Genomic DNA, 26,202 nt, shown 5'->3' with positions numbered 1-26,202 from the left:
ACAGTCAAAAAAGTGCGACTTAGCTCTCATAAAAAGCGTCGATTCGAGCACATATCAAAACAGGATGAAGACTCTTAAATAACCATTTAATCTGGTCAGAGCAGCTATAAAGTATTTTCCATTTAAGGGACATCCATAGACAATAAACGCCTCGTAATGGCCAAGTGTTTCGGTCAATAATTATTCGTTAAAACAACCCTATCCAAATTCTACGATAGCGTTTTTTAAAGGAGTGAACTTCATGTCAACAGACGTCTTTTCGGACGCTCTAAACCGCGTTAAGCAAATTGGTGAAAGCGCAGACGTATCCCCAGAAATCATCGAGGGGCTCATGCACCCTAAAGCAACGATGACGGCCTCGTTACCTGTTCGTATGGACGATGGTTCAACCAAGCATTTCACAGGTTATCGCTGCCAGTACAACAACGTTTTAGGGCCAACTAAAGGCGGTATTCGATACCATCCAGACGTATCCTTAGAAGAAGTCCAGGCTTTGGCCTTATGGATGACCATTAAGTGTGCGGTCGTAGGTTTGCCCTACGGTGGTGGTAAAGGTGGCGTGATTGTCGACCCCAAACACCTCTCTCCTATGGAGCTAGAAAGACTGTCTCGTTCTTATGTAAGAGCGATGGCTGACTTTATTGGCCCACAAACAGATATTCCAGCACCCGACGTTTACACCAACGCTCGCATTATGGGCTGGATGGCCGATGAATACGAAGCCATCAAACGCGTTAAAGCGCCTGGTGTTATTACCGGCAAACCCGTACGCCTTGGCGGCAGCTTAGGTCGTGACGATGCAACGGGCCGTGGTGCCTACCTTTGTGTGCTCGAACTGGCTAAAAAGAAAGGCTTGAATCCAGCAGAAACTACGGTTGCCGTTCAAGGATTTGGTAATGGCGGCTATCACGCGGTACGCCTGCTTCAAGATGCGGGCTATAAAGTTGTCGCCATCAGTGACTCACAAGGTGGCATCTACTCCGATAACGGATTCGATGTGAATAGTATTTACCAAGAAAAACAGCGTTCTCGTCGTGTACGTGCTGTCTACTGCGAACATTCGGTTTGTGAATTAGTGGATCATAAGAGCATCAGCAACGAAGAGCTACTAGAGCTTGATGTTGACATACTGATCCCTGCGGCGTTGGAAGGTGTGATCACAGCAAAAAATGCAGCCAATATTAAAGCCAAATACATCGTGGAAGTTGCCAACGGGCCAATCGAGAGTGATGCCGATCCGATTATCGATGAAAAAGGTATCGTTGTAATACCAGACGTTTTAGCCAACGCCGGTGGTGTTACTGTCAGCTACTTTGAGTGGGCACAAAATCGAGCGGGTTACGCCTGGACACTGGAAGAAGTTCATCAGCGCCTTGAGCACATCATGCAAAAATCTTTTGCTGATGTTTGGGAGCTGACAGAGTCCGAAAATCGCAGCATGCGCGATGCCGCCTATACTGTTGCCATGCGACGTATTGGCCAGGGTATTGAAGCGCACGGAACTCGCGACTACTTTAATTCCTAATATATCAAAGTCGCAGTGGAAACACTGCGACGCTCTTTTCTAACTAATCACTTCGTGGCATGGGCTACTATCCAAATCTACGACTTTCACTTACTTTTCACCTATTACCTTATATACTGGCTATGAACTCTATTCATCAGGATCGTAGCATTGAAAGTCCTTCTTATCGAAGACAACGAAACTATCGCTAAACAGCTTGCCGAATTTCTCACGTTACAACACTGGCAGGTCGATTATGCCAGCACTGCCAAGCAAGGTATTCAACTTGCTATCAATAATATTTTTGATGTTATTCTACTCGACTTGAATTTGCCCGATGGTGATGGTTTGGATGTTTGCAAAAAAATAAAACAAGAGGCCACCGTACTTCCCCCCATATTGATGCTAACCGCCAGAGACAGTTTCGATGACAAAGTCAAAGGATTTAATGAGGGCGCCGACGATTACCTGACTAAGCCATTCGACTTACGAGAAGTTGTACTGCGCTGCAAAGCACTGGCTCGGCGCCAAAATCTGCACCAGACGCAGACTATCGAAGTAGGGGAATTAAGTCTCGATCTAAAAAGCCGCGCAGCATCCAGGAAAGGAGAGCCGATCAAACTAACCAAAATAGGCTTCGACATTTTAGAAATATTGGTGAAAGCTCATCCCAACTCTGTATCACGCAGTTTTATTATTCACTCAATCTGGAGCGATAATCCGCCCGAAAGTGACGCACTAAAATCACATATTTATAGCTTGAGAAAATCACTTGATAAATCATTTAACAAACCGATGCTCAAGACAATAATGAACGTAGGATTTAAGCTTGATATATGACAATTTCTAGCATAAAACATAAGACGCTGCTTATTCTCTGCGGATTTACAACGGGGCTCAGTGTTATTTATTTCGCTCTCGTTATTTTTATTTCTTATGCGGTAGAAGACGAAATCATTGAAAGACTACTTCGTATAGAAACCACCCGCATACAAGAGCAATACCGAATCACTCATCAATTAGTTGTTCCTCAAGCTGACTACATTAATCTTTACGAAGACTTTGATGCTCTTCCTGAGGTCATACAGGCAGAACTCAGACAATCTCCACAGACAGAAGAAGTTTTCACACCAACTCAGGACCACTATCATCTGGTGACGATCAAACTCTACGATCAGAAGAGCGTTTTTCTGGTTGCCGAGGTATCGCCACTATTAGTCGTTACTTATCTATCTTCTCGTGTCCTGCTTCTCTTTAGCATCGCATTTTTTGCAACACTTTTGCTTGGAGTGTGGATAGGTTACAAACTAAGCTTGATCACCGCAACACCGATTGTTGAGCTTGCCGAATCGGTCAAGAAACAATTAGCTCAGAAAAATGAGCTTTCTCTCAAAGCCTATCCTTACGAAATCGGCTATCTATCGCAAACGCTGGAGCATTCTATTAATCAACTACAACATGCCTTAACAAGAGAGCAAAACTTCACCCGAGATGTAAGCCATGAGCTAAGAACACCTCTCACCATCATTAAAAATACCTTGATACTCTCTGATAGCAGGGAGCTAACTAATAAAGACACACAAGACTTAAAGTCCGCTTGCGAGCAAATAGAGGTCACTCTAAATGCGTTACTTTCTTTAGCCAGAGCCGAATCTCTAACCAAAAGTGATATCGCATTAAATGAGCTTATTGAAGAAACTATTATTGAATGTTCTGATGAGCTCATAGCAGGTAGTTTTGAAGTCGATATAGATATACCATCTAATATCCAGGTAACGGCTAACCGACATTTACTCAAACTGGTAATAACGAACATTATTAACAACGCGATTAATCATGCCAGTAGCCCATCCTTGAAAATCAGATACCAAGATAAGCAACTTGCCTTTCATAACACTATAGAGAATATTGAGCATCAAGATATCACTCAAGCAGGTGTCAAAAATAAGAAAAGCAAAGGGATGGGGCAAGGGCTATTTTTAGTATCAAGAATGGTAGAGTCAATGAGCTGGACTTTTAACATTACTCAAACAAAAAAAGAATTCACATTGACTCTAAATTTAGCTGATAAGAAAGCTACTTCTTATGAATAACGTCTTTTCCATGAATGAGAACTAAAGCATCTTTCTCTGATTTCTTTAGACCATTCACAACTAAACTATAAGAGCGGTCAATCATTCTCTTTATTTCTGACTCTGGAATGCTGCCATTTAAGATAATCGTATTCCAGTGTTTTTTATTCATGTGATATCCAGGAATAACGGCCTCAAAAACATCCCTTAGCATCAAAGCTTCTTGCGGTTCGCACTTTAAATTCATCTGAGCAATAGACTCATGATAGGCGAGCGTGGCAAACATTTTATTCTTTATTTTGAACACAGCGACATCTTCACCAAATGGATAATCTTCAATCGCTTCAGGTTTTGATAAGAGGTAAGCTTGAGAAGCTTTGTAGTTCATAATAGTAAGCTCTACTATATCTCAGTTTATGAAGGCATAATAAAAAACAGTATAACACACTGATTAAGATTCCTAGTTAATGACTTTCTCAAGTATTTTCATAAGTAAAAAAAGTGCACCTTCCTCATACTTGGCTTTCGCGGAGACACAGTTGCGATGATACCAAGCATTAAAAAGGTACACTAAACCTAACTAGAAAAACCATCTCTATAAGAGTGAAGAGTTTCTTGTCAGGAGCTGTTTAAGCTCATAAGACCCAAATGCGGAAAGTAGGTATTATCTAACTCAAAACAGCAAAACATAGTCATACATTTTAAATGTACAAAGCTGAACGCAGGCTTAAAAACTATAAGGTTTGTAGAATGCCAGTTGGCTATTCAAATAAATTAAATTCCAATTAGAACGTATAAAGAAATCCATTTTCCTTGTGCTAATTATATTAAATATAGGCAGTCAATTCAATTTAAAAGTTACCTCTAAAACAAAGATTCTATCCACATGGGCAAATCAGATTCAGCGGCATCAATTAGCTGAAAACCACATTCAAATCCTTCATCAGACTCTCGACACCAACGAATCTCTGCATACAATAAATAATCACAACAATGTTCTTCATCGTGAAAACAAAGCTCGACAATAAGCCCCTTCGGTAACATTTTTGGGACTAATGTTTTAAACCCACCTTTAGACAAGTCTTCTGTCACACAGGGAATTTGACTAAACTCACCTTCATCTCCCATTATCAACAGATCAAAGACCAGGCTTTTTTGCTTATCCAGTCTCTCGTCAGCTCTTCGGTTGCTTAAATCATCTTGACTATGTTGTTTCATTTAACTTTTCTCTCTGGTGTGCGACAACATTTTCAATCGTTGAGCTCGTGCGCTCGGCAGAACTCAGCAATTCAACAACGCCATTGGTTAAGTCAGTTGCCAGCTCCTCTGGACTATATTCTTTGACTTTAACTCCAAGATGATTAACAAATAACAAACTCCCTTTAGACCTTAGTCTCAAAGCTAGCTGAATTATTACTTGTTTTTCATCTTCCGTGTTCATAGAGAACATAGAGCCGATCTCAAGGCTGGCAACAAGCTGTTTGTGCTCATTCAATCGTTGATGCCAGATTTGCTTTTCTCTGGTTTCTTGAGCTCGCTTTTCACCAAGCTTTCTTTCTTTGAAGATACTCATTCTGTTCTTTCGTGATGCCATTATTCTTTGCATCACATTTTTCTTGATAGCGCTCTGCTTTCTTTCATGCACTTTCTTCTCATAGTCAGATATCATGCTATCAACGCTAAACTCAAGCTCTTTGATATTGTCATCAAGATGGCTATGAAGAGAAACTACCGTTAAACATTTATTATCAATTAAACTCTTTGCCTCAACAAAGCTTAATGAATCAACTCTGGCACCATTATAGTTAACTAATATGAGACGCCCCAACTGAATATCTCTGCTTGCGACACGGCAGAATATTGACTGTTCGTTTTTTCGGTACTTAACCCAGACACCATTTCTAAATGCACTTAATGCGAAGGTTAACTCTCTTTGACTGATCGAAGCTTCACTCATCTCGTTATGCTTAACCAGAATCAAAGACTCAACGTGCTGGGTATTGCCTTCTAATATTGAGATATGCAAATTCTCTAAACGATTCAAAAAGTCATCAATAACTGAATCCCCGACCACAATGCTGGTAAATAACTCTCTCACTCTATCTCTAAGCGGTAGTATGCGTGGAGCGAAATTCTCCTGGACCTCTTGATAATCATTAACCGTTAAAGCCCACAACAATTCTTTGAGAACATTGCGGCTATTGTTTGCTTCGTCAGACTGTTCGCCATGCTTTAACAAAGCGATGTGAATAAGTTTAGTCCAGTTATCCATTAAGAACTCATAAGCCCACTCCGGAATTCTTTGCTCACTGAATATTTGATTAATAATATCCTCTGCTTTTTTTCGAGCGGTCATATTGCGTGCTGTCTGCTGCTCAGAAACTACCACTCTTTGCTCGAATTTCTTCACTCCGAGGTTAAAGTCTTGATATTCTTTCGACAGCTTTTGATAAAGCTCTTCAATGCCCTGCTGAGAAGAATCACCATCCCAAATGGATGCTCCAATCAGCTCATTGTACTTTTCTAATAATTGATATATTTTTTTGCCAGAATAGGCATCAATAGGGATCATCAATCGAGCAAGGAACTCAAGAACGCTCTCGAAATTATGTTGAGAATCGGATGTTGTAGCAATAAGCCACTGTTTCATCACCCATAAAGAAAGATGAGAAAGAGAACTTTGTAGTGAAAGACCCTCTCTAAAAAATGAGAAAAATTGTTGTATAAATAGGTCAGCGAGAGGCTCCATAGCATGAAAACATGCGCTCTCATCTTCGCCTAACCGAATAATGCCTTGATCCACTCGTTCAAGACATAGAGATAATGAATCAGGTGTAGTCTCTAGATTAAAGTCTTCCTGCTTTAAAATGCTGGCTATCATTCCCCAATTATCAAGCAGCTGCCGACAGTGCTTATGAAAGCTACCATCTTCTATATCTGCCTTGTCTAAATAGCGCAGGTAAGTAACGTAATACTTCTCAATTTGGCCATCAAGTCGAGAAAAAAATAATTCCATAAATAGCCCTGAAAAACCTCAAGAACAAATCAATAAAGTGACATCAGATTTTTGTTGGTAATTAGGGCCTGTTGCCCTAGAAAACTTAATGCTTTTATTCTCTATTAGTATGAAGGCCTCTGACCAAACAAGCCTGCAATAGAGTAAAACAACTTATTTGAGTATAGGCTCAAAATGAAAATTCATCTCAAAATATCAAAGAGCTTGAGGGCTGGCAGCGAATACTCACAACCAGCATGCTCTAGACCTGCTGCTGATGGGGAATAAGTCAGCGGCAGATTTAAAATCTCAGACAGAGAAACATCTAATTTCTTTAAACAAATTACTTACTTGATGTTTTTTTATTACGACGACGGTGCCAACGCAACTTTGACGGAGCCGAAGTAAAAGCTTTAACTTGAATAGTCATAAACTCCTCCTTGTATATATAAATACAGTATATTACCTGCTAGTAATTATCCAATTTGTCAGCCATTAATCGGCCCAGTATTTGCTTAATGAGATGTATTCTTTGTTACTTCTGGGGCGAAAGTAGGCAAAGCTCCTGCAAACCAATATCATTGGGCGCTGACAATATATTACTAACAGAACGATTAGTAATTTGGGTATGTCTCGTATCGACAGACTTCAAACTACGACATTTTATGACAACATAAGTTCCCTTAACGTTATCATTCACTAAGCAGGTATAACCCACTCAAAATTCTGGAAAAAATAATAGCTATTCCGCATTACCGAAATCATTTGTTGCCTTTTTAAAACAATCTTAACTCTTCCATCAATAAACAGTGTTTATTTATCAATAAGATAGCCTAGCTATTAATCGAGTATTTAGAACCACTAGAAGCTTTTGTAAAATCTATCTCACCTTGATAGCAAGCATCCTTTAAGGTGTAAAAACCAACCCTATAAACGAGCATTCCATTATTCTCTTTTTCCAAGCGCGGGTATGGTACCGATCTTTTTAGTGTTAAACAATGATTTTTATTCACTTTTGTTCATTTCATGAGCAAATATCTCCTATTTGCTGTGTGATTAAACGCACAATTCTTTGAGAAATCTCTTACAAGAATTAGCGAAAACGGTAATTTTATACAAGACTTGTTTGCACTAAGCTATTTCGTATGCCAACTATACTTACATTGTAGGAGCCAGCACATGTCACGGAATCATCACTGGGTTAGTTATGTAAAGGGTCGTATTAGTATCAAGGGATGTGCTAAATGCGGTCAAATAATGTTACCAAGCAATGAATCTCAAGAATGTAATGAGGTTTCTATCGCGGATAACCAACTTATTGCTAAGGGTTACCGTATTGTTCCTTTAGAGGACAAAGCCAAAGTCGCATAAAGTCATTGCGCATTAGCAGATCGATATCCGGAGTTTTCCAATAACAACTCCGGAGAAGTGCTTTGTGTATGTTTTCTCAAGCACAAAGTTCGCCCGTCAAATTTCGTTATCAGCCCAACCATCAGTGTTGTCACACTAGTGTCAATTTTTCATCACCTTCTTTTAAGAAATACAACACATAACTGACCCATATTTTTCAAATAAATTTAAGATATTTCGCACCTAATTGTAAGTTAGCTCCGCCAAGATCGCCCCTATTCGAATAACATCTTAATAGGGGATATTATGTTCACTCAGCTCAAACCAGTTTGCGCTGCATTACTACTCGCCACTGGCGCATCTGCTGTCAATGCCAACGTCTTAATTACTGAGTATGTTGAAGGAAGCAGCAATAACAAAGCCATTGAAATTACCAATTTAGGAACCGAAAGCGTCACTCTTGATGATTACGCATTAAATGTATTTTTTAACGGAAATACGTCTGCAGGAGCCTCGATTCAATTGTCAGGTTCACTAAGCGCAGGAACTTCTTATGTTTTAGCTCATAGCTCTGCTGACGCGGCTATTCTTGACGTCGCCAATCAAACCTATGGCGGAGGTTTGTTTAATGGTGATGACGCCATCACTTTGACCAAAAGCGATACCATTATCGACTCAATCGGCCAATTAGGAGTAGATCCTGGCTCTGAGTGGGGCAACGACCTGACGAGTACTAAAGACAATACTATTCGCCGCAAAAATAATGTTCAGTCTGGCCGTACTGATGCCACCGCAGACTTTGATCCAGCTAACGAATGGGATGGATTCGAGAAAAATGACTTTTCTGATCTTGGTCAATATCAAGGTGGAGACAATGACAACACACCACCGGTCTCCGAAATCGGCTCCTGTGGTGACTCTGCAACACTGATCAGTGAAATCCAGGGCAACCAGGCAGAAACCACCTTAAAAGGTAGCGAACTAAATGTTGAAGCCATCGTCACTGCCAACTTCACAGCTGCCGACTCATTGAAAGGTTTTTACCTGCAAGAAGAAGTAAGTGATCAAGATGGTGACAGTACAACATCCGAAGGTATCTTTGTTTACACAGGCTCAAACGCACCAGAATTGGCCGTTGGTGATATTGTTCGCGTTCGTGCCAAAGCGGGCGAATTCTACAACCAGACTCAGCTAAGCAGCGTAAAAGAATTTGTGAACTGTGGCTCAGCTGACGAAGCTCTGGTATCAACCAACATCATGCTTCCAGCAGCAACTGCTGACGCTATGGAATCAGTAGAAGGCATGCTGGTTACATTCAATGAGCCGCTATTTGTTACCGAAAACTACAACCTGTCTCGCTACGGTGAGTTTGTTGTTTCAGCTAATGACCGCTTGTATGTTCCAACAGCTATAGCAAAGCCTGGTGCTGATGCTATCGCGCAGCAAGCTCAAAACAACCTTAATCGCTTAATTGTTGATGATGCTTCGACAAAACAAAACCCGACGGTGATTCCATATCCAGCACCTGAGTTAAGCGCCCACAACACACTACGTAGCGGCGACAAGGTCATTAACCTTACAGGAGTCGTAGGATACTCTTTCAATCAATACCGTTTGCACCCAACTCAAACACCCACCTTTGAATCAGCAAACCCGCGCACTGGTGTTCCTACACTGCCAGGTGTTGGTAGTCTAAAAATAGCTAGCTTTAACGTTCTTAACTTCTTTAACGGTGACGGTCAGGGTGGTGGATTCCCAACACCTCGTGGCGCCGACAACGCCGATGAGCTTGAACGTCAGAAACAAAAAATTGTTAGCGCGATTTTAGCAATGGACTCAGATATCATTGGTTTAATGGAAATCGAGAACGATGGCTATGGCGAATTCAGTGCTATTGTAGAGTTAGTTGACGCCTTAAATCTGGCTTACGGCAGCGATGTCTATGGTTTTGTTAATCCAGGCCTTGAGCAACTTGGTAGTGACGCCATTGCTGTTGGCTTCATTTATCGTACCGATAAAGTCAGCGAAGCAGGTTCAGCCGCTACATTAAGCAGCTATCCTTTCGACGACAAAAACCGCCAGCCTTTAGCTCAAACTTTCTTGGAGCTGGCATCAGATGAGCACATCACTCTGGTTGTCAATCACTTCAAATCTAAAGGCAGCTGTCCAAAAGATGGCAGTGCCAACGATGATTCCGGTGATGGCCAAGGTTGTTGGAATGAAAAACGAACCGAAGCATCCAACGCTATTGTTGACTGGTTAGCAACTCAACCAACAGGTGTTGAAACCGATAACCAGATGATTATGGGTGACCTGAACGCTTACGCTAAAGAAGACCCTATTAAAGCGATTGAAGACAGAGGTTTCACTAATCTTATTGCAGATAAATTAGGTGAAAAAACTTACTCATTCGTCTTTTATGGACAATCTGGCTACCTTGATCACGCGTTATCAAGCGAAGCCCTGACGCCGAATGTGACAGGCATTAAAGAATGGCACATCAATGCTGACGAGCCACGCGCTCTGGATTACAACACTGAGTACAAAACAGATCTACAAAAGGTCAATCTGTATGATGCAGGCCCCTATCGTGCGTCAGACCATGATCCTGTTATCATCGAGCTAAACCTTTCTGGTTCTCACCTTAATCAAGCCCCTGAAGCAGATTTTGATGTTTACCGTTTCTGGTTCGTTCACTTGTTCGTAAGCAAAAGCAGTGACGAAGACGGCCAAATCGTTGAGTCAAAGTGGTCTTTCAATGATGACTTTACGGCGGTAGGTCCACTGGTACTACGATTCTTCTGGTGGAATGCTGAGTCCGCAACTTTAACGGTGAAAGATGACAAGGGTTCTGAGTCATCAAAAACGGTTAATCTGTAAAGGAGATTTAACAAGAGGGAGAGCTTCGATTCCCTCTTGACTCCCATTGCAAGTAAAGTAGTATTGCCACCATAGAAATAGGGTGGCAATTTTTTTTATGGCTCGTTCAAACCTGATTACCAGCGAAGGCGCAACCCGGCTCAGAAACGAGCTGGCCGATCTCTGGAAGAATAAACGCCCCGAAGTGACTAAAGCGATTACCGCCGCAGCTGCCGAAGGTGACCGTTCTGAGAATGCTGAATATATCTACCGAAAAAAGCAGCTAAGAGAAATGGATAGACGTATTCGTTACCTGCAAAAACGCACCAGTGAAATGCAGGTAGTCGAACACTTACCATCGGATCAATCTCGTGTTTTTTTTGGAGCCTTTGTTGAACTGGAAGATGAGGACGGCAACCAGTTTAGCTATCGCCTGGTAGGTTCGGATGAATTCGACATAGCACCAGAGTATATTAGTATCGACTCGCCTTTGGCACGCGCTTTACTAAAAAAGCAAATGGATGATGAAGTGATCGTTCGTTCCCCAGAAGGTCAGAAAGTCTACTACATTAATAAGATAGATTATCAGAAATAGTCCTCAACATTAAAAAACTGAGTGATCCGACTAGCCAAAGCTCAAAAAAAGCCTTATTTTGCGACCCGACCATCACTAATGTAATGAACTATGAAACCACTAACGTTGTTTGCCAGCTTATTATTCAGTACTCTCGCAGTAAATAGTCATGCCAATGCCTCTCTCTCTGAAGACGAAGCGCTTTTAGAGATCGGCGTGAGCGTCGCGACTGTTTATGTCCCTCACTATGAGGGCAGTGATCAAACCAAAACCGTCGCCTTTCCCTTCCCTTATCTGGTTTATAAAAGTAACAAATTCTCCTTCGATCAAACGGGTGCCAAAAGGCATCTCATTGAATCCGATACCTGGGAGCTAGACTATAGCTTTTGGGGTACTTTTCCGATTGAAAGCGAAGAAAATGATGCGCGCAAAGGCATGCCCGATTTAGATTGGTTGATTCAAACTGGCCCAGCAATCAACTATAAGTGGATTCATGAAGAAGGCTTCTCAGCGACCTTTGAGTTCCCTCTAAGAATAGCCATCACAACTGACTTCAGTTATCTTGATTACAGCGGTTGGCAACTAAGCCCAACGTTTAGAACCGAAAAAGATTGGTATGTAAATGGCGATAAATGGCAACTCACAACCATAACAAGCTTGTATCACTCCAACAAAGACTTCCATGACTTTTATTACTCCGTTGCGCCAGATTTCGCGACAACAGAACGCCCAGCTTATGAGGCTGATCGAGGTTTTGGCGGGTACCAATTTATCGTGGGGCTCACCTATCGCAGCGGCGACTTTTGGGTTGGCACCTTTGCCCGTCACCGCTCGCTTGAGAACGCAACCTTTATCGATAGCCCTTTGGTTAGACAAAAGGACAATGTTTATGTGGGTCTGGCCGTCGCCTGGGTATTCGAGTCGGCAAAGCTATAATTTATAAACAGCTTACCACTCCTGAGAAACCTATGGGCACAAACCTCTTGTTTTTAGAAGCTCTAGAATTTTAGTATGGTTATTATTTTCTGCAAAAGTGAAAGCATTTCCTGTCTCTAGTCCTTGCTCAATAAAATAATCCAGGCAATTCACAGCATTAAAGATAGCAGCCAGCTCGCATAAGTTATGTTGGTAGTCACTCAAGTAGTTTTTACCAAACTGACTAATAACTTTTTTGCCCCCTTCAAGAGTGTTTTGCTGAACTAACTCTAATACAGCCTTATAGTCATCACTGATTTCTTCATCGCTCTCATCATCCATAGGCTCCCAACAATCAATAAATTCAACAAATGAGTCAGCGGCCTTATAAAAGCTCACAAGAGATTCACCCTCTTGCAGTACTTTCCTCTTTTTTCTAAGCTCCAAATAGTTAGCGATACCTTCGGACAAATTAGGAAACATCCGATAGAAAACCTCATCCTCCCAAAAACATCGTTGTTCATGATCCCAATAATATACAGCACCAAAATCTTCCTCTCGCATTGATAAGTAGACTCCACAGCCAAACATATTATTTCCAATACACAACATTCCTAGCTCAAAAAACTCGTCTTCTGCTAAATACTCAGCGACTGGAACAAATAAGCTTTCGATCACTCCACTGCCGAAAGGTGTCGGCTCTTTTAGAGGAAAAGAATAACTAGGCTCCAACCAGTCATCTTCTAATTTATTTACATAAGTCTTAAACTCTATTGGTAAGGCTTTACCAATAATGGATTCTATTTCTTTTAATTCATTTTCGTACACGATAAGGTCACCCGAAAAATAATTTAGATTCGAAACGAGCAGTGGCAACAACTCTCGATATCATCAAGATATTCTTCTGTCTATTATATTTTGAGCCAGTCCTTCCGAAATATAGCCCTACTCATACTACGCCTAATTCACTGGCTTATATCGTTATTCATCCTGAATATAATTCATTATATAAACTTCAAAAAATCAATTCAAATAGAGAAACTCTAACTAGCTCAGTGTAGCTTGTTCATCCAAGAAAAAATGGTAGAACACGGCTTATAAATGAACTCTTTCAACGCAGAAAATTAATTAGACTTGTGGCGCTCTGTGCTCATCAAGATCAAGGCGAAAGCGCGCAGTTTATAAGTATAAATGAGCACTTTCAACGCAGAGATTTAATTAGACTTGTAGCGCTCTGTGCTCATCAAGATCAAGGCGAAAGCGCGCAGTTTATAAGTATAAATGAGTACTTTCAACGCAGAGATTTAATTAGACCTGTGGCGCTCTGTGCTCATCAAGGTCAAGGCGAAAGCGCACAGTTTATAAGTATAAATGAGCAGTTTCAACGCAGAGATTTAATTAGATCTGTGGCGCTCTGTACTCATCAAGATCAAGGCGAAAGCGCGCAGTTTATAAGTATAAATGAGCACTTTCAACGCAGAGATTTAGTTAGACCTGTAGCGCTCTGTGCTCATCAAGATCAAGGCGAAAGCGCGCAGTTTATAAGTATAAATGAGCACTTTCAACGCAGAGATTTAATTAGACCTGTGGCGCTCTGTGCTCATCAAGGTCAAGGCGAAAGCGCGCAGTTTATAAGTATAAATGAGCACTTTCAACGCAGAAAATTAATTAGACTTATGGCGCTCTGTGCTCATCAAGATCAAGGCGAAAGCGCGCAGTTTATAAGTATAAATGAGCACTTTCAACGCAGAGATTTAATTAGACCTGTGGCGCTCTGTGCTCATCAAGATCAAGGCGAAAGCGCGCAGTTTATAAGTATAAATGAGCACTTTCAACGCAGAGATTTAATTAGACCTGTGGCGCTCTGTGCTCATCAAGGTCAAGGCGAAAGCGCGCAGTTTATAAGTATAAATGAGCACTTTCAACGCAGAGATTGATGAGCACAGAGTGCCACATCAGAGAAAGTGTTTAATTTTATCCTTGTAGCTCCTACTCATCTTCAACCGAGCGCCACCTTTTAGCACCAAAAAATATTCACTGTTAATGTGGGAACACACTTTTTCGACGCAGTCCATGTTGACGATGGTTGAACGGTGAATGCGTTGAAAGTGAGTTGGATTGAGTTGGCCTTCAAGTTGTTTGAGAGTGCTGCGGAGTACGTGGACTTCACCGTTGGCGTGGATACACATGTAGTCACCTGCGGCTTCAACCCATTCTATGTCCTGAGTTTTTACAAAGCTGATTTCACCACGATCTTTGATGGCTATTTTTTCGGGGTAAGCTTTTGCAGGAGAGTCGGCTTTGAGGTCGGTGTTGAGATCTGTTGGATGTTGCCCGGTAATGTGAGTGATGAGATCCATCAGGCGTTTTTTATCGCTGATGGCATCTTCTTTTTGTAGATAATCTCTTGCTCTGACAAGCGCTTGTTCGAGTCGCTCTTCTTCAACGGGTTTAAGAACATAGTCGACGGCATGAACTTCGAAGGCCTCGATAGCGTATTGGTCGAACGCTGTGACAAAGATAACGAGAGGCATGTTATCGCCTTGCATGGATTTAACAACATCAAATCCGTCCATGCCGGGCATTTGGATATCAAGAAACATAAGTTGAGGCTGATGCTCGGCAACGGCCTGTAGTGCTTCTTTTCCGTTGCAGCATTCCGCAATCACTTCTATATCATCAAACTGCTTGAGTCTGAGCTGTAATCCGCGTCGGGCTAAAGATTCATCATCAACGATCACGGCTTTTATCATAAAAACACCTATACTTTTTCTTTTTCGTAAGGAATACGAATACTGACCTGTAACCCATTTGGCACTCGATTGCTTAACTCAAATGCGTGCTTATCACCATAGAGTTCACTGAGTCGTTCACGGGTATTGCGCACACCGACGCCTAAACCATTGGGTATCTCGCCATTAACAAGCTTGATGCCGGGGCCGTCATCACTGAGTTCCAACAGCAACTCTCGCGCAAACACTTTGGCCTTTATTGTAATCGTACCGCCATTTTCTGCTTTAGCGATGGCATATTTAATTGAGTTCTCCACCATGGGTTGAAGCAACAAGCTGGGAATCAAAGCTTCATTCGCTTGCTCTTCAATATCAAAGCTCAATACCAGACGTTCTTCGAACCGAACTTTTTCTATGCCTAAATACAATTTGAGTGCGTTAATCTCTTGCGATAAGGTCACTTTTTGCATGGGATCATTATCTAAAGAATAGCGCAAAAAGTTAGACAAGCGAGTGACCATATCGTTCGCTCTTTTGGTATTTTGCTCTAGCACCAAAGTCGATATGGCATTTAAAGTGTTAAATAAAAAATGCGGGTTTAGCTGATAACGCAGCATTTTTAATTGGGCTTGATGAGCCAGAGAATTTGCTTTGAGGGCTTTTTGAGTTGCTTCCTGCATTCCCTGATAAAACTTAAAACCAAAGTAGAGGCCACTCCAACATAAAAATACATAGTAGATATGAGTGACGCCCTTAAAATACTTCATAAAGTAAGACGGCACATAGCCATCATCATGGAAATTCCATAAATAGAAATTAGTGAATGCAGCCATGAGCGCCGCACATATATAAGAAACCGCCAAAACAGCAATCAATCGTACCGCTAAGCTGCTGTTCCATATTCGTTGATACAATCTGCGCAAAAGAACACAAATAAACAATCCAATGAGCGCTCCCACCAATCGATAATCGATAAGCCCCCATTTAACGCCCCAATAGCGACCAGCAAGATACGACGTCAGCGCCCATCCAGCCCAGCCAGATAAGTTGAGAAACCAGAACAAATAATCCCGGTTGACGAATAGATCTTTGAGTTGTTTCATGCAATTAAACCTGAAGTCTTACTTTTCTTTATTTGTGTATACATTATGCGACACGCCCTCATTAAAATTATATCGAATAATAAACCAGCAAGCCCGGCATTAGTCGCAATGACATTTCGTTTCGACGGATGCGTCGGCTCATCAGCCCTGGGTGTCGATTTTCCTTACACTTAGAAGCCTTATTTCCTGTTACACAAACAAAAGAGCCTCCCTAATGGAGGCTCTTTGAACTCACTAACAAAGACGTTAACCGCCCTTTTTCTCTACCTTGGCCCAACTATCTCGCAAGGTAACGGTTCGGTTAAAGACCAGCTTGCCATCGACACAATCAATACGATCAGAACAAAAATAGCCTTCTCGCTCAAACTGGAAGCGTGTCTCAGGCGCGACCTCTTTCACACTCATCTCAATGCGTGCCTCAGTGAGTACATTTAAAGACTCAGGGTTCAGCGTTGACACTAAATCGTCTTCAGCCCCCGGATTCTCAACATTAAACAAGCGGTCATACAGGCGCACTTCGGCAGGCAATGAATGAGAAGCAGACACCCAGTGAATTACCCCTTTTACCTTTCGGTCTTCAGGATTTTTGCCTAAGGTCTCGGGATCATAGCTACAGCGCAGTTCTACAATGTTCTCGTCTTCATCTTTAATAACTTCATCACAACGAATGACATAAGCATTACGAAGACGAACTTCTTTACCTAACACTAAACGCTTAAAGTGTTTGTTGGCTGACTCACGAAAATCTTCCTGGTCAATATAAGCTTCACGAGTAAAGAATAAAGTACGTTCGCCCATCTCAGGTTTCTGCGGATGATTCGGCGCAGACAGCTCTTCAACTTTATCTTCAGGATAGTTAGTAATAACAATCTTAAGCGGCTTAAGAACGGCCATCACACGAGCAGCGCTCTTATCAAGATCATCGCGTACGCAACTTTCTAGCGAGCTCATCTCAATCGTGTGATTTTTCTTTGTGATCCCAACGCGCTCACAGAACTCTCGAATAGATGCTGGTGTGTAACCTCGTCGGCGCATTGCCGAAATCGTAGGCATACGAGGATCATCCCAACCGGACACATGATTGTCTGTGACAAGTTGATTCAATTTTCGCTTACTGGTCACCGTGTGCTCTAGATTTAAGCGCGAAAATTCGATCTGCTGGGGGCGAGTTTCGATTGAAATATTAGCAACGACCCAATCATAAAGCGGACGATGATCTTCAAACTCCAGCGTACATAACGAATGTGTAATGCCTTCAATCGCATCCGAAATACAGTGAGTGTAATCGTATGTAGGATAAATACACCAATCATCACCTGTGCGGTGGTGGTGCTGACGTTTAATACGATAAAGCACTGGATCCCGCATGTTCATATTTGGCGAAGTCATATCAATTTTGGCACGCAAAATATAGGCACCATCATCGAATTCTCCGGCACGCATACGCTTGAACAAATCCAGATTATCTTCAACGCTGCGCTCTCTCGACGGGCTATTTTTGCCAGGCTCAGTCAGAGTGCCACGATACTCGCGCATTTTATCAGCGGGTAAATCGTCCACATAAGCCAAACCTTTTTCGATCAACTCAATCGCATAAGTATAAAGCTGTTCAAAATAGTCTGAAGCATGACGCACTTCACCATTCCACTCAAAGCCCAACCAGCGTACATCCGCCTCAATAGCGTCAGCATAAGCTTGCTCTTCTTTGGCAGGATTCGTATCGTCAAAACGTAGATTACAGCTTCCTTGGTATTCACCAGCCAGACCAAAATTCAAACAAATGGATTTTGCGTGTCCCACATGCAAAAAGCCGTTAGGCTCAGGCGGGAACCGAGTAGCGATCGATGCGTGTTTTCCTGTTTTCAGGTCTTCATCGATAATCTGACGGATAAAATGTTTAGGTTTTTCTGCGGTTTCTGTTGTCATCTACGACTTCCAAGCTGTGATTGGCATCAAACCTGTTAGTGTACACCAGAACGCCCGAATAGGTTAGCGCGAATACGCAAAAAACAAAGGTTTCTAGTAGGATGCATCATGCTCAAAAGCACAGAGCTCCTCAGGCGAACTCAAAAAGCTGAGAATGGGTAATTTTCGGTCTTTAATACCCTGATCCTAAACTCAGATTATTTATCATCCCCTGTACTAAAAACAAATTTACTGATCAATTCTTCAATATCCAGAGCCGACTCTGTTTGCTCAAATTCGTCGCCTTCTTGCATAAAATCTTCTTCGCCTCCAGGCGTCACTTTGATGTATTTATCACCAATAATTCCGGAGGTTCTAACGGATGCAATCGAATCCGTTGATAACTTTACTGTGTTTGGAACTTGCATGGTAACCACAGCTTCTTGCCGTTCAGTATCATAAATAATCGACGTCACTTTACCCAGCTTAACGCCAGACAGTTCAACCGATGCGCCATCTTTAAGGCCCGAAACAGAGGTGAATCGTCCAACGACCTGATAGGAATTATCCTGTTCAAACAGGTTCAAATCGCCCATCTTAACAGCCATATAAGCTAAGGCAGCAATTCCCGCGATAACAAATAGTCCCACGTAGAATTCAACTTTGAGTTGTCTCATGAATCATTTCCAACTTAAAAAATAGTTAAATCATAAAGGCAGAGATTAAATAATCTGCCACCAATACAGAAATCGATGCCAGTACTACCGCCTGAGTGGTAATACGACTTACGCCTTCAGCCCCATAAGAGCCCTCGCGATCCAGATGAAGCAAGAAACCTTTGCCCGTTGATATCCACACGATGATCAAACCAAAAACAAAAGACTTCACCAGCCCCATATTAATATCGACCCAATCAACGGACGAATACATGCCATAAAAATAGGCACCTGAAGGCACATCAAAAATCCAGACGCCCGCAACATACCCGCCCAGAATGCCAACCACATCGCTGATAGCTACCAACAAAGGTAACGAAATGATGGTTGCCCAAAATTTAGGGACCATTAAAAAACGATAAGGATCAATGGCCATACATTCCAAGGCGTCCAGTTGTTCGTCGGTACGCATAATGCCTACCTCGGCGCACATTGCAGAACCTGCCCGACCAATCACCATCAGAGCGGTCACAACAGGCCCCATCTCGCGAATCATACTGAGCGCAACCACGGTGCCTAAGCGATCAACGGCGCCAAACTTGTTCAGCTCATAATAAAGTTGCAGCCCCAAGACCAAACCTATGGTTAAACTGGCGGTTACAATCACAAAGGTCGATTTAGCACCAATAAAATGCAGTTGCTTGATAATCGGCCCAAGCTTGATAGGCCAGCTAAACATTCGACCAAGGGCACGCAATAGGAACAACGTCAGATAACCCGCCTGCTCGCAGTTATAAATAACACTCTGCCCTAATCGGCTAATCATATTAATCATGGATACGTCCCGGAATTGGTCGACTGGCTTTGGTTCGGGTCAATAGGTCCAAATATTCGTCAGGAGAAATCGGATCGCGAGCGGCACGACGGTTGAGCAGATTCTGCACGTGTTGATCCTGGCTTTGTTTCACTTCATCAACGGTTCCCGTGATCACCATTTTGCCTTTGTCGAGAATGGTAATACGGTCTGCAATACGAAACGCACTTTCTAACTCGTGAGTCACAACAACAATGGTCATATCCATTGCTTGTTTCAACTCCAGAATATACTCGTCTAGCTCTGCTGCAACAACGGGATCGAGCCCAGCAGAAGGCTCATCAAAGAACAATAACTTTGGGTCCATCACAACCGCTCTGGCTAGCGCGGCACGCTTAATCATGCCACCAGATAGCTCAGATGGCATCAAGTCATCAAAACCGGATAAATTCATCATATCCAGCTTCAGGCGACTCATAATGCGAATGGTATTTTCATCCAGATTGGTGTGCTCTCGAAGCGGCAGCTGGACATTCTCAATCAGTGACATGGAACCAAATAATGCCCCGCCCTGAAAAGCCACCCCAATGTTTCGACGTAACTGGTAAAGCTGCTTACGATTGGCATTCACCACGTCAATCCCCATGATATCCACAGAACCTGACGTCGCTTTGTTGAGCCCCAGCATGGTTCTGAGCAACGTGCTTTTACCAGAACCACTACCTCCCATAATGACCAACACTTCTCCTCGGTTCACTTCAAGATTTAACTCATCGAGAATCTGACGCTCACCATAATGCGTGGTGAGCTGCTCAATCTTGATGATGCCTGGCGCTGTTTGGTCGTCGGTTGTGGTCATTTTTCTGTTCTTTATGGTTTTATTTTCAGCCTCAAAGGGCTGCCATCTATGTTTGTAACTACTGACAGAAACAAACTCTTTTAGAAAGAATAAGGTAGCGCTATCTTCTCACAAAACACTTTATTTTATCCTGCATATTTATGTAACAAACTACAAACTTTTTTGCTGACCAATGCCTCAAAATCCCCATTGGGTCACTGGATCTGGTTTGTTTTTTGAGCTATTGATCTATTAATAAACAAGCGAAGTTACATTATGAAAACCTCAAACTACTTACGTCAGGCAAAACGCAGAAGCCATCGTCCAACCACTGAAAAGTCGAACTGGCAGGACAAAATTATAGGCAAAAACCACCTTATCTCGGTGCTCGACATTAACCGGGCTCAATTGGAGGTTTGGTTAAAGTCCGGTATGCCCGTGTTAAAAACAGGCAACCATGGCAATGAGTGGGAATTTGACCTGGTCGCAGTGAAGGCCTGGCTCCAAAGTAACCATCTAAATCATCCCGGCGAAGCTTAATTTTCTTCTTCTGTTGTTTCTTCTTTATCTACATCCAGTACTTGGCTCGGTGGCGGATCACCTTGAACAATGACAATTTCTACTCGTCTGTTTTTTGCTCGCCCGTCTGCCGATGCATTATCAGCTAACGGTTTGGTATCAGCATAGCCCGTAATAACAAAACGATCTCGCTCCAGCTCTCCAGAACGCAACAGTTCACGAACCACAGAACCAGCACGTCCACCAGACAATTCCCAGTTCGATCGAAAACGATCAGTATCGATAGGAATATTGTCAGTGTGTCCAGCAACTCGCACCTCACCATCGGTTTCGAGCAAAATATTTTTTATCTTATTAATTACTGGCAAAAAGGTTCGTTTAATCCGTGCCGAGCCAGAACCAAAAGAACCATTTTCGCGGATCCGAATAACAACCAGCTTACCATTGGTCAACAACTCAACTTGACCCGAAGCCAACTCTTGCGACATTTTTTTCGCTATATCTTTTGCTAGCTCTTCGGCTTCTTCGATAGCAGCTTGCTCACCTTCTCCCACGTCAGAACTTTCGCCCATGCCGGTATTGGTTTCTGAGCCTTCACCTTGATCCGGCTCTTCTTCAGTGGCTTCATCAAAATCCAGTGTTTCTTTGGTGATCTCTACCGTATGTTGCATGATGGATTCGATCATCGTAGGGGTGGGTTTGCCTGGAGAGAACTCTTGTGCGATCACACTAGTACCTTTGGGAATGTCTTTAACTTCCACTTTGTTTTGAACACCAAAGGCATATTTCATTGAGCCAGCGATCTGCTTAAACTTAAGTACGTCCATTTCAGAAAACGCTAGCAACAATACAAAGAAACACATCAACAGAGACATAAGATCGGCAAAGGTCCCCATATAAGCGGGGAGTCCTTCGGGAGGGCAATTACACTCTTCTTCGTCACTCATGAGCGATTATCCATCATCGCCAGAAGGACGTTTGGATTCAGCCAGATAACCATGTAAAACCTGCTCGATAACGCGTGGATTTTGCCCCGCCTGAATACCAAGCAAACCGTCAATCATCAAAGTTTTGGCAACTTTTTCTTCTTCATCACGTTTGCCCAATTTCTCTGCAATGGGAATGGCCATCATGTTGGCAATCATCGCACCATAGAGCGTGGTTAATAACGCAACCGCCATAGAAGGGCCAATAGACTTGGGGTCATCCATATTACCTAACATGGCTACCAATCCAACCAGAGTACCGATCATCCCCATCGCAGGAGACACATCGCCCAGGGCTTTAAAAATATCTTTTCCTTGCTCATGACGTTTTGATGCCATTTGCACATCTTTACTGAGGATCGCTTTAACCACTTCGCCATCATGCCCATCGACAAGCAGGCCGACTCCTTTCTTCAAAAAAGGATCTTCTATTTCTGCGCCTTCGAGAGATAGTAATCCTCCTTTGCGAGCCAAGTCGGCTAACTCAACCACCTTGGCGATAATTTCATCACAGTTAGGCGATTTAAAAGTGAGTGTTTTTAGCCCAGCTTTTGCAGCGCCGACAAAGTTCCCCATAGGAAACTGCCCCATCACCACAAAATGGCTGCCAACCACCACAATAAGTATGGAGCCTACATCAATAAACTGAGCAAATCCGCCGGCCAGAACCATTGCCATAGCGACAATCCCGGCCGCGCCAACCAAACCTACCAGAGTTGCTATATCCACCTGTTAAATAGCCTCTTTCATCTTCTTTGTCTTATTTGAATCCAAGAACAGCAAGGCACGCATACACTTGACTACCAAGCACTCGGGGTTGCCTGTCTAGGGAGAGTTGGTGCAACACCACGTGCGCCAGTTAGAAACCATTCAGTTCGTAAAGCAAACCCCAAAAAGCCCAGCTGTTTCTTTGCAGTGCTTTTAATGAAAAGATTAGTCAGTTTTAAGACAGTTTCCAGTATCTTGCTGAAAATAATCGAAATTCTGACGTATTCCAGCGACACCAAACACTACTGCTGAACACCGATTATTGACCTTTTGTTGAAATTATAGTTAGTTAACTCTTTTTCATCGCCCAAAATCCCCACTCGAGATTCGGTTTTCTTCCGCGCCATTTTGAGCGACAATAGGCCCCCTCGTTTTAAACGAGATAACTTTGAAGCAGGAAATAACTGAATGACTAAAGAACCAACCCAGGATAGTTTCGAAACGCGACTGTCACGGCTGGAAAATATAGTGGAGACAATGGAGCAAGGTAAGTTGTCACTGGACGAAGCGCTTAAGCACTTCGAAGAAGGCGTAAAACTCACCCAAAATTGCCAGCAAATGCTCGACAATGCGCGCCAGCGAGTCAAAGTCCTGTCTAATGATCAACAGCTTGACGATTTTGCCAGCCCTACAGAAGAATAATTCATGTCGTTTGAGTCTTTTAAAAGCGAGTTTCGAACTCGTATTGAACAGTGTCTAGAAAGCCATTTACCTGCTGCGACCATCACACCAACCAGGCTACATGAAGCCATGCGCTATGCCGCTCTCAATCCTGGCAAGCGCCTGCGTCCACTGCTTACTTATGCAACAGGCCATATTTTTTCGGCTCATAACGACGATCTGGATATCCCCGCCATGGCAGTTGAGCTGATTCATGCCTATTCATTAGTCCATGATGACTTGCCTTGCATGGATGATGATGACTTACGTCGTGGACGCCCTACCTGCCATATCCAGTTTGATGAAGCCACTGCGGTACTTGCAGGTGACGCATTGCAAACCCATGCCTTTGATCTGATGATCAATGGCGCATTCTCAGCTCAGGCAGAAAACAACCGTATTCCAATGCTTGCTCTGCTGGCTCATGCCAGTGGCTCACTGGGTATGGGTGGTGGACAAGCCATTGACCTGGCTGCAACAGGCCAGCAACTGTCGTTGCCAGAACTTGAAACCATGCACACCATGAAAACAGGGGCACTGATATCGGCCTCGGTTGAACTCGGCTATCTGTGCAGCGGTCAAAATGACAGCCATATTAAGCAGGCATTGTCTCGCTACAGCAAAGCAATTGGGCTGGCTTTTCAGATTAAAGACGACATTTTGGATATCGAAGGAGACACCGAGCAGCTTGGCAAGCCTAAAGGTTCAGACCAAGAAGCCGACAAAGCAACATACCCAGCACTGTTGGGGCTCGATGGTGCCAAGCGTCATGCGCAACTTCAAGTTGAAGAAGCGTTAGAGGCCTTAGAAAACTTGCCTTATAATACGCAGCTCTTAGAATACTTCGCCCAACACATTATTAACCGCGACAGTTAATTTTGGGCAATTTATAAACGATTTAGCCAAAAATCGTTGCCAACAGAAAATCAATGGAGTTCAACCGTTCAATGAATGCCAATATTGCAGATTATCCACTCTTAAAAATGATCGATAGTCCTGCCGATTTACGGGCGTTGGAAGAAACGCAGTTACCTTTGCTTGCCGAAGAACTCCGCCGCTACCTCATTAATACCATCAGTCGCTGTGGAGGACACTTTGCAGCGGGCCTCGGAACCGTTGAACTGACTATCGCTCTGCATTATTTGTACAATACTCCCGAAGACCGTATTGTCTGGGATGTTGGCCATCAGGCATATCCACATAAAGTACTAACAGGTCGCCGCGAGCGCCTGGAAACCATTCGCCAAACAGATGGGTTGCATCCGTTCCCGGTACGTACCGAAAGCGAGTACGACACTTTTGCAGTCGGTCACTCCAGCACCTCCATTAGCGCCGCTTTAGGCATGGCCATCGGTGCGAAACAACAAGGTATTGATCGCAAAGCAATTGCAGTCATTGGCGACGGAGCTATGACGGCCGGTATGGCCTTTGAAGCGATGAATCACGCATCCGATACCGACACCGATCTGCTGGTCATTTTGAATGACAACGACATGTCGATTTCTGAAAATGTCGGTGGTCTTAATAACTATCTCGCCAAAATTTTATCGGGACGTTTTTATTCGTCGATCAAAGAAGGTGGCAAAAAAGTTCTTAAGAACATGCCTGCCATTTCTGAATGGGCACACCGCGCCGAAGAACACATGAAAGGCATGATGTTGCCAGGCACTTTGTTTGAAGAATTAGGGTTTAACTATATTGGTCCTATCGATGGCCATAACCTTGAAGCTTTGGTGCAAACCCTTAGTAATATGAAGCAGCTAAAAGGCCCACAGTTTTTGCATGTGGTTACCAAGAAAGGGAAAGGCTACGAACCCGCCGAAAAAGATCCCATTGCTTACCATGGCGTACCTATTTTTAATCCTCAAGAGGATTCCTTGCCCAGTGGTGGTAAGAAAAAGCTGACCTATTCGAATATTTTTGGTCAATGGCTCTGTGATATGGCCGCTGAAGATGAACGTCTTGTCGGTATCACCCCTGCCATGCGCGAAGGCTCCGATCTTATTGAATTTTCGCGACAATACCCAGAGCGCTATTACGACGTAGGTATTGCCGAACAACACTGTGTCACCCTCGCTGCTGGCTTGGCATGCGAAGGCGTCAAACCCGTAGTTGCAATCTATTCGACTTTCTTGCAACGCGCTTATGATCAATTGATTCATGATTGCGCCTTACAAGATCTGGATGTTTTGTTTGCTATTGACCGTGGTGGTTTGGTCGGTGGTGATGGAGCGACTCACAATGGCGCTTTTGATTTAAGTTATCTTCGCTGCATTCCTAACATGGTCATTATGGCTGCTGCCGACGAGAACGAATGCCGTCAAATGCTTTACACAGGCTATCAATACGAAGGTACCGCTGCCGTGCGCTATCCTCGTGGTGCGGGCACAGGTGTGACACCAGAGCAAACCATGACAGCGCTCGAGATAGGTAAAGGGCGTCTTATTCGAAGTGGACAAAAGATCGCAATTTTGTCATTTGGCTCAATGTTAGAAACAGCAAAAGAAGTGGGTGAAACTCTTGATGCGACGGTTGCTGATATGCGTTTTATCAAACCCATTGATGGTGCATTGATCACTGAGCTTGCAGGCACTCACGATGCCATCGTAACGTTGGAAGAAAACGCCATTAGTGGCGGGGCAGGAAGTGCTGTGAACGAATATATTCTCGATAAAGGCCTATCAGTCAAAGTAAAGAATATTGGCTTGCCTGACCTCTTTGTTGAACATGGTGATCACGCGGATCTGATGAAACGCTTAGGTTTAACATCAGATGCTATTACCGAGACACTGCGGACTTGGACAACAAACTAAGCCAGCTTATCCGACCCTGTAAATTATTCTGTGTATCTGCCAGTTCACATATATTCATCTAAGCGGCCATCAAAAACAATCATAAAATGATTTAAGGCCGCTTTCCAATTTCTAATCGGCATAGTCCACTTTTTTGAAG

At 43.1% G+C, this 26,202-nt stretch carries 24 protein-coding genes; 12 read left to right on the top strand and 12 right to left on the bottom strand.

The annotated features are described in order from the left end of the window. The first annotated feature begins 241 nt into the window (after window positions 1–241). The 3 genes from NH399_RS20685 to NH399_RS20675 all read left to right on the top strand — a co-directional run bounded on the left by NH399_RS20685 (window position 242) and on the right by NH399_RS20675 (window position 3,597). Window positions 242–1,525: a Glu/Leu/Phe/Val dehydrogenase gene (locus tag NH399_RS20685; protein ID WP_253043104.1), complete on the top strand. Its 1,284-nt coding sequence runs from the start codon at window positions 242–244 to the stop codon at window positions 1,523–1,525. A gap of 150 nt (window positions 1,526–1,675) precedes the next feature. Then, a complete protein-coding gene (locus NH399_RS20680) occupies window positions 1,676–2,344 on the top strand; it encodes a response regulator transcription factor (protein WP_253043103.1) in 669 nt (222 codons plus the stop codon). Next, window positions 2,341–3,597: a HAMP domain-containing sensor histidine kinase gene (locus NH399_RS20675; protein ID WP_253043102.1), complete on the top strand. Its 1,257-nt coding sequence runs from the start codon at window positions 2,341–2,343 to the stop codon at window positions 3,595–3,597. Before NH399_RS20680 ends, NH399_RS20675 begins: the two co-directional genes overlap by 4 nt. On the opposite strand, the gene NH399_RS20670 is transcribed toward NH399_RS20675, so the two are convergent. From NH399_RS20670 to NH399_RS20660, 3 genes are all read right to left on the bottom strand, one after another. Next, window positions 3,581–3,964, bottom strand: coding sequence for an MmcQ/YjbR family DNA-binding protein (locus NH399_RS20670; protein WP_253043101.1), 384 nt, complete (start codon window positions 3,962–3,964; stop codon window positions 3,581–3,583). The two genes, NH399_RS20675 and NH399_RS20670, sit on opposite strands and share 17 nt — an antisense overlap. Before the next feature lie 476 nt (window positions 3,965–4,440). Further along, entirely contained in the window at window positions 4,441–4,794 is a 354-nt protein-coding gene (locus tag NH399_RS20665; RefSeq protein WP_253043100.1) for a PilZ domain-containing protein, read from the bottom strand. Then, on the bottom strand, window positions 4,781–6,592 hold the full coding sequence (locus NH399_RS20660) for a DUF1631 family protein (protein WP_253043099.1): 1,812 nt from the start codon (window positions 6,590–6,592) through the stop codon (window positions 4,781–4,783). The genes NH399_RS20665 and NH399_RS20660 overlap by 14 nt, the downstream gene beginning before the upstream one ends. 1,158 nt (window positions 6,593–7,750) lie before the next feature. On the opposite strand from NH399_RS20660, the gene NH399_RS20655 reads away from it, so the two are divergent. From NH399_RS20655 to NH399_RS20640, 4 genes are all read left to right on the top strand, one after another. After that, the gene (locus tag NH399_RS20655) at window positions 7,751–7,942 is read left to right on the top strand and encodes a hypothetical protein (RefSeq protein ID WP_253043098.1); all 192 of its coding nucleotides are present in this window, start codon (window positions 7,751–7,753) and stop codon (window positions 7,940–7,942) included. A 285-nt stretch (window positions 7,943–8,227) separates the two neighbouring features. Continuing rightward, a complete protein-coding gene (locus NH399_RS20650) occupies window positions 8,228–10,801 on the top strand; it encodes an ExeM/NucH family extracellular endonuclease (protein WP_253043097.1) in 2,574 nt (857 codons plus the stop codon). A gap of 97 nt (window positions 10,802–10,898) precedes the next feature. Further along, on the top strand, window positions 10,899–11,375 hold the full coding sequence (gene greB / locus NH399_RS20645; RefSeq protein ID WP_253043096.1) for a transcription elongation factor GreB: 477 nt from the start codon (window positions 10,899–10,901) through the stop codon (window positions 11,373–11,375). A gap of 90 nt (window positions 11,376–11,465) precedes the next feature. After that, window positions 11,466–12,290: a MipA/OmpV family protein gene (locus NH399_RS20640; RefSeq protein ID WP_253043095.1), complete on the top strand. Its 825-nt coding sequence runs from the start codon at window positions 11,466–11,468 to the stop codon at window positions 12,288–12,290. A 30-nt stretch (window positions 12,291–12,320) separates the two neighbouring features. On the opposite strand, the gene NH399_RS20635 is transcribed toward NH399_RS20640, so the two are convergent. After that, window positions 12,321–13,097, bottom strand: coding sequence for an SMI1/KNR4 family protein (locus tag NH399_RS20635; RefSeq protein WP_253043094.1), 777 nt, complete (start codon window positions 13,095–13,097; stop codon window positions 12,321–12,323). Window positions 13,098–13,405: 308 nt separating this feature from the next. Between NH399_RS20635 and NH399_RS20630 the strand changes: the two genes are divergently transcribed. Beyond that, on the top strand, window positions 13,406–14,206 hold the full coding sequence (locus NH399_RS20630; protein WP_253043093.1) for a hypothetical protein: 801 nt from the start codon (window positions 13,406–13,408) through the stop codon (window positions 14,204–14,206). An 18-nt stretch (window positions 14,207–14,224) separates the two neighbouring features. On the opposite strand, the gene NH399_RS20625 is transcribed toward NH399_RS20630, so the two are convergent. The 6 genes from NH399_RS20625 to NH399_RS20600 all read right to left on the bottom strand — a co-directional run bounded on the left by NH399_RS20625 (window position 14,225) and on the right by NH399_RS20600 (window position 20,338). After that, entirely contained in the window at window positions 14,225–15,022 is a 798-nt protein-coding gene (locus NH399_RS20625; protein ID WP_253043092.1) for a LytTR family DNA-binding domain-containing protein, read from the bottom strand. A gap of 8 nt (window positions 15,023–15,030) precedes the next feature. Then, on the bottom strand, window positions 15,031–16,104 hold the full coding sequence (locus NH399_RS20620) for a sensor histidine kinase (protein WP_253043091.1): 1,074 nt from the start codon (window positions 16,102–16,104) through the stop codon (window positions 15,031–15,033). A 246-nt stretch (window positions 16,105–16,350) separates the two neighbouring features. Next, window positions 16,351–18,030 (bottom strand): glutamine--tRNA ligase/YqeY domain fusion protein, encoded by a 1,680-nt coding sequence (locus NH399_RS20615; protein WP_253043090.1) that lies wholly within the window; start codon window positions 18,028–18,030, stop codon window positions 16,351–16,353. A gap of 197 nt (window positions 18,031–18,227) precedes the next feature. Beyond that, entirely contained in the window at window positions 18,228–18,686 is a 459-nt protein-coding gene (mlaD, locus tag NH399_RS20610) for an outer membrane lipid asymmetry maintenance protein MlaD (protein WP_253043089.1), read from the bottom strand. A 25-nt stretch (window positions 18,687–18,711) separates the two neighbouring features. Next, the gene (locus NH399_RS20605) at window positions 18,712–19,500 is read right to left on the bottom strand and encodes an ABC transporter permease (RefSeq protein WP_253043088.1); all 789 of its coding nucleotides are present in this window, start codon (window positions 19,498–19,500) and stop codon (window positions 18,712–18,714) included. Further along, entirely contained in the window at window positions 19,493–20,338 is an 846-nt protein-coding gene (locus NH399_RS20600) for an ABC transporter ATP-binding protein (RefSeq protein ID WP_253043087.1), read from the bottom strand. The genes NH399_RS20605 and NH399_RS20600 overlap by 8 nt, the downstream gene beginning before the upstream one ends. A 255-nt stretch (window positions 20,339–20,593) precedes the next feature. Between NH399_RS20600 and NH399_RS20595 the strand changes: the two genes are divergently transcribed. After that, window positions 20,594–20,857: a terminase small subunit gene (locus tag NH399_RS20595; protein WP_253043086.1), complete on the top strand. Its 264-nt coding sequence runs from the start codon at window positions 20,594–20,596 to the stop codon at window positions 20,855–20,857. Here NH399_RS20595 and NH399_RS20590 read toward each other — a convergent pair. Next, window positions 20,854–21,783 carry a flagellar motor protein MotB gene (locus NH399_RS20590; RefSeq protein WP_253043085.1) on the bottom strand — a complete coding sequence of 310 codons (930 nt, stop codon included), beginning with the start codon at window positions 21,781–21,783 and terminating at the stop codon, window positions 20,854–20,856. The genes NH399_RS20595 and NH399_RS20590 overlap by 4 nt on opposite strands. 6 nt (window positions 21,784–21,789) lie before the next feature. Beyond that, entirely contained in the window at window positions 21,790–22,551 is a 762-nt protein-coding gene (gene pomA, locus NH399_RS20585; protein WP_253043084.1) for a flagellar motor protein PomA, read from the bottom strand. A gap of 447 nt (window positions 22,552–22,998) precedes the next feature. On the opposite strand from pomA, the gene NH399_RS20580 reads away from it, so the two are divergent. The 3 genes from NH399_RS20580 (at window position 22,999) to dxs (ending at window position 26,063) form a co-directional block, all read left to right on the top strand. Beyond that, window positions 22,999–23,232, top strand: coding sequence for an exodeoxyribonuclease VII small subunit (locus NH399_RS20580; RefSeq protein WP_253043083.1), 234 nt, complete (start codon window positions 22,999–23,001; stop codon window positions 23,230–23,232). A 3-nt stretch (window positions 23,233–23,235) separates the two neighbouring features. After that, window positions 23,236–24,126, top strand: coding sequence for a (2E,6E)-farnesyl diphosphate synthase (ispA, locus tag NH399_RS20575; protein ID WP_253043082.1), 891 nt, complete (start codon window positions 23,236–23,238; stop codon window positions 24,124–24,126). 71 nt (window positions 24,127–24,197) lie between these two features. Beyond that, window positions 24,198–26,063: a 1-deoxy-D-xylulose-5-phosphate synthase gene (gene dxs / locus NH399_RS20570; RefSeq protein ID WP_253043081.1), complete on the top strand. Its 1,866-nt coding sequence runs from the start codon at window positions 24,198–24,200 to the stop codon at window positions 26,061–26,063. Window positions 26,064–26,202 lie beyond the last annotated feature (139 nt).

The sequence above is a fragment of the Pleionea sp. CnH1-48 genome (assembly GCF_024124665.1).
In the GTDB taxonomy this organism is placed as follows: domain Bacteria; phylum Pseudomonadota; class Gammaproteobacteria; order Enterobacterales; family Kangiellaceae; genus JAMXSB01.
The sequence above is the reverse complement of the archived record's forward strand: the minus strand, read 5'-3'. Positions and strand labels throughout refer to the sequence as shown.

Bases quoted from the DNA above. Each gene is read 5' to 3' on its own strand.
- NH399_RS20590 (WP_253043085.1), bottom strand. From the start codon at position 21,783: ATGAGTGACGAAGAAGAGTGTAATTGCCCTCCCGAAGGACTCCCCGCT.
- NH399_RS20655 (WP_253043098.1), top strand. From the start codon at position 7,751: ATGTCACGGAATCATCACTGGGTTAGTTATGTAAAGGGTCGTATTAGT.
- NH399_RS20650 (WP_253043097.1), top strand. From the start codon at position 8,228: ATGTTCACTCAGCTCAAACCAGTTTGCGCTGCATTACTACTCGCCACT.
- NH399_RS20605 (WP_253043088.1), bottom strand. From the start codon at position 19,500: ATGATTAATATGATTAGCCGATTAGGGCAGAGTGTTATTTATAACTGC.
- greB (WP_253043096.1), top strand. From the start codon at position 10,899: ATGGCTCGTTCAAACCTGATTACCAGCGAAGGCGCAACCCGGCTCAGA.
- ispA (WP_253043082.1), top strand. From the start codon at position 23,236: ATGTCGTTTGAGTCTTTTAAAAGCGAGTTTCGAACTCGTATTGAACAG.
- NH399_RS20640 (WP_253043095.1), top strand. From the start codon at position 11,466: ATGAAACCACTAACGTTGTTTGCCAGCTTATTATTCAGTACTCTCGCA.
- NH399_RS20685 (WP_253043104.1), top strand. From the start codon at position 242: ATGTCAACAGACGTCTTTTCGGACGCTCTAAACCGCGTTAAGCAAATT.
- NH399_RS20600 (WP_253043087.1), bottom strand. From the start codon at position 20,338: ATGACCACAACCGACGACCAAACAGCGCCAGGCATCATCAAGATTGAG.
- NH399_RS20595 (WP_253043086.1), top strand. From the start codon at position 20,594: ATGAAAACCTCAAACTACTTACGTCAGGCAAAACGCAGAAGCCATCGT.
- NH399_RS20615 (WP_253043090.1), bottom strand. From the start codon at position 18,030: ATGACAACAGAAACCGCAGAAAAACCTAAACATTTTATCCGTCAGATT.
- dxs (WP_253043081.1), top strand. From the start codon at position 24,198: ATGAATGCCAATATTGCAGATTATCCACTCTTAAAAATGATCGATAGT.
- NH399_RS20665 (WP_253043100.1), bottom strand. From the start codon at position 4,794: ATGAAACAACATAGTCAAGATGATTTAAGCAACCGAAGAGCTGACGAG.
- NH399_RS20675 (WP_253043102.1), top strand. From the start codon at position 2,341: ATGACAATTTCTAGCATAAAACATAAGACGCTGCTTATTCTCTGCGGA.
- mlaD (WP_253043089.1), bottom strand. From the start codon at position 18,686: ATGAGACAACTCAAAGTTGAATTCTACGTGGGACTATTTGTTATCGCG.
- NH399_RS20580 (WP_253043083.1), top strand. From the start codon at position 22,999: ATGACTAAAGAACCAACCCAGGATAGTTTCGAAACGCGACTGTCACGG.
- NH399_RS20670 (WP_253043101.1), bottom strand. From the start codon at position 3,964: ATGAACTACAAAGCTTCTCAAGCTTACCTCTTATCAAAACCTGAAGCG.
- NH399_RS20625 (WP_253043092.1), bottom strand. From the start codon at position 15,022: ATGATAAAAGCCGTGATCGTTGATGATGAATCTTTAGCCCGACGCGGA.
- NH399_RS20660 (WP_253043099.1), bottom strand. From the start codon at position 6,592: ATGGAATTATTTTTTTCTCGACTTGATGGCCAAATTGAGAAGTATTAC.
- NH399_RS20620 (WP_253043091.1), bottom strand. From the start codon at position 16,104: ATGAAACAACTCAAAGATCTATTCGTCAACCGGGATTATTTGTTCTGG.